Genomic DNA, 5,724 nt, shown 5'->3' on the forward strand with positions numbered 1-5,724 from the left:
CGCCACGGCATCGAGATGCAGTGCCACGCCCGCCGTCGCGGCGGTGATGGACAGCCCCTCGGCGTCGTTGATCGTGCCCGCCTCATTGTTCGCGACGAGCGCGGTGGCGAGAGCGGCGCCCGAAAGCCGCTGAGCGAACTGCTCCGGCTCGATCCGCGCCTGTGCGGTCACCGGCACCCGGCGAAGATCGGCGCCATCTTCCACGAGCGCGGCCACGGTGTCCATGGTGGCGTGGTGCTCGGCCTCGGGCATGACGATCGCGGTCGTGCCGGCGGGGCGTGCCCGCCACAGTCCCTGCAGTGCCAGGTTGATCGACTCGGTGCCACCCGAGGTGAACACGATCTCGATCGGGTCGGCATCGAGCACCGCGGCGACCCGCTCGCGGTATTCCTCGAGCAGTCGGCGGGCATCCTGGCCGGCGCCGTGCGTGGAGGAGGCGTTGCCGACGGTCTCCGTGGCGGCAAGCCAGGCGTCACGCGCTTCGGGGCGCAGAGGCGTGGTCGCCGCATGATCGAGATAGTGCCGCATCCTTCGATTCTCTCGCGAAACCCGCCCTGCCGGGTCTCCGTCCGTGGAACCCGGTACGCCCTGACATGAGACTGCAACACATCGCGCCTAGTGTGTACTCATGCCCGCGTCCCGAGACCTGACCGTGCCCGGCGGCACCACCCTCGACAACCTCGGCGTCCGTCTGCACGACGGCGTCGGCACCCTGCGCGTCTGGTCGCAGAACGCCTCGTCCATCGAGCTGGTCGTGTTCGACTCCACCGACCTGGACTGGGCGACCGACGAGGTTCCGCTCGAACGGCTGGCAGGAGGCGTCTGGGAGATCACCACGGAGCTCCTTCAGCCCGGCGTCCGCTACGCCGTCCGCGTCGGCGGGCCCCACGGCCCGGGAAACACCTTCAACCCGGAGACGCTGTTGCTGGACCCGTATGCACGGGGCCTGGCCCAGGGCGACGGCTACGAGGAGTGGCGTTCGGTCGTCATCGTCGACGGCTTCGACTGGGGCGATTCCCAGAAGCCTCGTATCCCGCTCGACCGCACGGTGATCTACGAGGGGCATCTCAAGGGACTCACCAAGCGTCACCCCGATGTGCCGCCCGCCCTGCACGGCACCTATGCGGGCCTCGCCCATCCCGCGATGATCGAGTACTTCCACTCGCTGGGCATCACCTCCATCGAGCTCCTCCCCGTGCACGCCTTCGTGCCGGAGCCGCGCCTGCTCGAACGCGGACTCACCAACTACTGGGGCTACAACACCCTGAACTTCTTCACCCCGCACACGGCCTACGCGACCGAGGACGCGCGCAAAGACGGGCCGGAGGCCGTCCTCGCCGAGTTCAAGGGAATGGTGCGGCTGCTGCACGAGGCCGGGCTCGAAGTGATCCTCGACGTCGTCTACAACCACACCTCCGAGGAGGGCATCGGCGGTCCCCGCTCGAGCCTGCGCGGCATCGACAACGCCAGCTACTACCGGCAGGACGAGTCCGGCGTCTACGTCGATACCACCGGGTGCGGCAACACGCTCGACACGTCGACCGACGTCGGGGCCAGACTCGTTCTCGACTCCCTCCGCTACTGGGCGCAGGAGATGCAGATCGACGGTTTCCGCTTCGACCTCGCCACGGCGATCGCCCGCGACGGCGCCCACACCTACACGCCTGAGCATCCGCTCCTGCAGGCCATCGCGGACGATCCGATCCTCGCCGACACCAAGCTCATCGCCGAGCCCTGGGATGTCGGCCTCGGCGGGTGGCAGACGGGTAACTTCCCGTCGGGATGGCACGAGTGGAACGACCGCTACCGCGACCGCGTCCGCAACTTCTGGCTCAGCGACATCGACTATGCCCGCCGGGCCTCCGCCCCGGTGGGCATCGGCGGGTTCGCGACCCGACTCGCCGGATCCTCGAACACGTTCAGCGAAGACCGGGGTCCGCTCGCCAGCGTGAACTTCGTCACGGCGCACGACGGCTTCACTTTGCACGACCTCGTCTCTTACGACGTCAAGCACAATGAGGCGAACGGCGAGCAGAACCGCGATGGTGCCGACATGAACCGCGCGTTCAACCACGGTGTCGAGGGCCCGACCGACGACCCGACGATCCTCGCCGCGCGACGCAAGGCCATGCGCAACCTTCTCGGGACGCTGCTCCTCTCGGCCGGGATCCCGATGCTCACCGCAGGTGACGAGGTCGGACGCACTCAGCGCGGCAACAACAACGCCTACGCTCAGGACTCCGCTCTCACCTGGCTCGCATGGGATTTCGAACCCTGGCAGGACGACCTCCGTGCACATGTCGCCCGCCTGATCCGATTGCGGCAGGAGAACCCGGCGCTGCGCCCCAGCCGCTACGCGCGGCTCGGTGAGCACATCCCGAACGCCTCGGTCATGGACTGGTACGACCAGAACGGCGAGACGATGGAGCAGGGGCAGTGGGCAGACCCCGGGAACAGGACGCTCCAGTACGTCGCCGCCTCCACCCCCGACACAGAGGCCGAGAACCGCATCCTGCTCATCGTGCACGGGACGGAGTCACCCATCGACGTGCGTCTGCCCGACGAGATCGAAGGCGCGGTCCGCTTCGTGTCCCTGTGGTCGAGCGCTCGGGAGCGCCCTTCCGACGAGGGGGAGGTCTTCGCGCCCGGCGATGTGCTACCGGTGTCCGGGACGTCGATGAGGCTGTTCCGCGTCGAATGAGCCCGGCTCCCGACGCACCACGCGGCGCGCTACCCGCGACCACGTCGGCGCGGTACATTCGGGATGTGGCTGCACGTGCTGGTACTCGGTCCTCGGCTCTTCGGAGCCCCACTCAGATCCCGACGCGCGCCTTCGGCGATGCGGACGTGCCGGGCTCGCTTCGCTCCACCCGCATCCCGCTGCTCGATCCGACCCCCGCTGTGCCCGGCGGCTTCTCGCCGAAGGCGTTCGTGGGAGAGGTCGTCCCGTTCACCGTGGTCTCGTTCCGCGAAGGGCACGACATCATCGGTGTGCATGTGCGCCTCACGTCGCCCACGGGCGAGGAGAGCCTGCACCGGCTGACCGCCCGGAGCGACGGCACGGACCGGTGGGCGGCGGAGATCGCGCTCGACGAGCAGGGTGCATGGCGCTATCGGTTCGAAGCGTTCTCCGACGACTTCGCAACCTGGGCCCACGCCGCGGAGCTGAAGGTCGCAGCCGGTGTCGACGTGCCGGTGATGGCCGCGCTCGGCGCAGAGCTGCTCGCGCGGGCCGCCGCTGAGAAGGACCGCCCCGCCGCCCAGCGGAAACGTCTGCTCGCGGACGCCGAGTCGCTGCGGACCGGGGATGGCCAAACGGCACTCGCGCTCTCCACCGATTCCGGACTGGCTGATGTCTTCCTGGCCCGCCCTCTGACGACCCTGCGTTCCGCCACCGAGCGACAGACGCTCAACGTGGACCGTGCCGCGGCGGGCGTCGGTGCGTGGTACGAGTTCTTCCCGCGATCGGAGGGCGCGAAGCGGCTCAAGGACGGGACCGTGAAGAGCGGGACGTTCCGCACGGCAGCCAAACGCTTGCCGGAGGTCGCCGCGATGGGTTTCGACGTGGTCTATCTGGTTCCGATCCATCCGATCGGAACCACCAACCGCAAGGGGCGCAACAACACCCTCACAGCGGAGCCGGGTGATCCCGGATCCCCATATGCGATCGGCTCCGCCGAGGGCGGTCACGACGCGATCCACCCGGACCTGGGATCGCCGGCCGACTTCCGCGCCTTCGTTCGCGCGGCACACGGAGCCGGCCTCGAAGTCGCACTCGACCTCGCACTCCAAGCTGCCCCGGACCACCCCTGGGTGCGCGAGCACCCCGAGTGGTTCACGACCCTCCCCGACGGCAGCATCGCGTACGCCGAGAACCCGCCGAAGAAGTACCAGGACATCTACCCGCTCAACTTCGACAACGACCCCGACGGCATCGCGGCCGAGATGTTGCGGATCGTGAAGCACTGGGTGACCCAGGGAGTGAAGATCTTCCGGGTCGACAACCCCCACACCAAGCCGCTGCAGTTCTGGGAGTGGCTGATCCGCGAGATCGGCGCCGTCGATCCGGACGTGATCTTCCTCGCGGAGGCCTTCACCCGCCCCGCCGTCATGCGTGCCCTGGCCGCCGTCGGTTTCCAGCAGAGCTACAGCTACTTCACGTGGCGGAATACCAAGAGCGAACTGGAGGAATTCCTCACCTCCGTGTCGCAGGAGACTTCCGACTACATGCGGCCCAACCTCTTCGTGAACACCCATGACATCCTGACCGAGTACCTGCAGTTCGGCGGTCGCGCGGCGTACCGTATCCGTGCCTGCATCGCCGCCACCGCAGGGCCCGTTTACGGGGTGTACGCCGGCTACGAGCTCTTCGAGAACGTGGCGAGGCCCGGGTCGGAAGAGAACATCGACAACGAGAAGTACGAGTTCAAGTTCCGCGACTGGTCGGGCGCAGAGGCCCGCGGCGAATCGCTCGCTCCTCTGCTCCGGCGCCTCAACGAGATCCGCGCAGCTCACCCCGCACTCGGCCAGCTCAGGAACTTCCGGGCGCACTGGAGCGACGACGATGCCGTCCTCGTGTACAGCAAGCACCTGCCGGCGCCGTTCACCGGTACCGGACGTCCCGATACCGTCATCGTGGTGGCGAACGTCGACCCGCACTCCGTGCGCGAGACGACCGTGCACCTCGACAGCACGCAATGGGGCATCCCGCTCGGCGATCCGTTCGAGGTCGAAGACCTGCTCACCGGCGCCGTCTGGACGTGGAACGATCACAACTATGTGCGGCTCGACGCCTTCGCCGAGCCGGTGCACATCCTGAAGGTGAGGGAGCGAGCATGAGCTACACAGAAGATGTCGCCGCATCCACCGAGTGGGAGGCCGTCTCCTCGGCCACGCACCACGATCCGCACGCCATCCTCGGCGCGCACCCCCATAAAGACGCCGCAGACCGCACGGTCACCGTGATCCGCGTCCGACGCCCGCTGGCCGCCGGCGTGTCCGCGGTGTTCGGCGACGGCAGCCGGCTCGAGCTCGCCCACGTGGCGCATGGCATCTGGGAGGCGCAGCACGTCGGTCCCCCGCTCCCATACCGGCTCGCCACGCGGTACGCGGATCACGAGGAGACGCTCTCCGGGGATCCGTATCGACACCGTCCGACTCTCGGAGACCTCGACCTCCATCTGATCGCCGAGGGACGGCACGAACGCCTCTGGGAGGCGCTGGGTGCCCACCCCCGGACGCTGGACGGCGAGCAGGGCGTCGCGTTCGCCGTCTGGGCGCCCAACGCCTCGGCAGTGCGCGTCGTCGGCGATCATAACGACTGGAACGGCGATGCGCACGCGATGCGCTCGATGGGCGTGAGCGGAGTCTGGGAGCTCTTCATCCCCGATCTCCCCGTTTGCACGCGGTACAAGTATCAGATCCGCACCCGCGACGGAGCCTGGATACTGAAAGCCGACCCGATGGCGCTCGCGGCCGAGGTACCGCCGAACACAGCATCCGTCGTGACCGCGTCGTCCTACGAGTGGGCGGACGGCGCGTGGATGACCCGGCGTGCCGCGACCCACGCCGTCGCGCAGCCGCTGTCGGTCTACGAGATCCACGTCGGCTCCTGGCGTGAGGGCCTCGGGTACCGGGACATCGCCGAGCCGCTGATCCAGCACGTGACGGATACCGGATTCACCCACGTCGAGTTCATGCCGTTGGCGGAGCACCCCTTCGGGG

4 protein-coding genes are annotated in these 5,724 nt (G+C 68.3%); 3 read left to right on the forward strand and 1 reads right to left on the reverse strand.

The features are described from left to right. Nucleotides 1–528 (reverse strand): aminotransferase class V-fold PLP-dependent enzyme (locus ACNPM4_RS13555; protein WP_448986014.1); only part of this gene is annotated, 528 nt, incomplete at its 3' end. A 100-nt stretch (nucleotides 529–628) separates the two neighbouring features. Here ACNPM4_RS13555 and glgX point away from each other — a divergent pair. The 3 genes from glgX to ACNPM4_RS13570 form a co-directional block, all read left to right on the forward strand. Beyond that, nucleotides 629–2,701, forward strand: a complete 2,073-nt coding sequence (gene glgX, locus ACNPM4_RS13560; protein WP_448986015.1) for a glycogen debranching protein GlgX — start codon at nucleotides 629–631, stop codon at nucleotides 2,699–2,701. A gap of 65 nt (nucleotides 2,702–2,766) precedes the next feature. Continuing rightward, a complete protein-coding gene (locus ACNPM4_RS13565; protein ID WP_448986016.1) occupies nucleotides 2,767–4,839 on the forward strand; it encodes an alpha-1,4-glucan--maltose-1-phosphate maltosyltransferase in 2,073 nt (690 codons plus the stop codon). Next, on the forward strand, nucleotides 4,836–5,724 hold an 889-nt coding region (locus tag ACNPM4_RS13570; RefSeq protein WP_448986017.1), incomplete at its 3' end, for a GlgB N-terminal domain-containing protein. The genes ACNPM4_RS13565 and ACNPM4_RS13570, both read left to right, overlap by 4 nt.

The organism is Microbacterium umsixpiens, assembly GCF_053543675.1.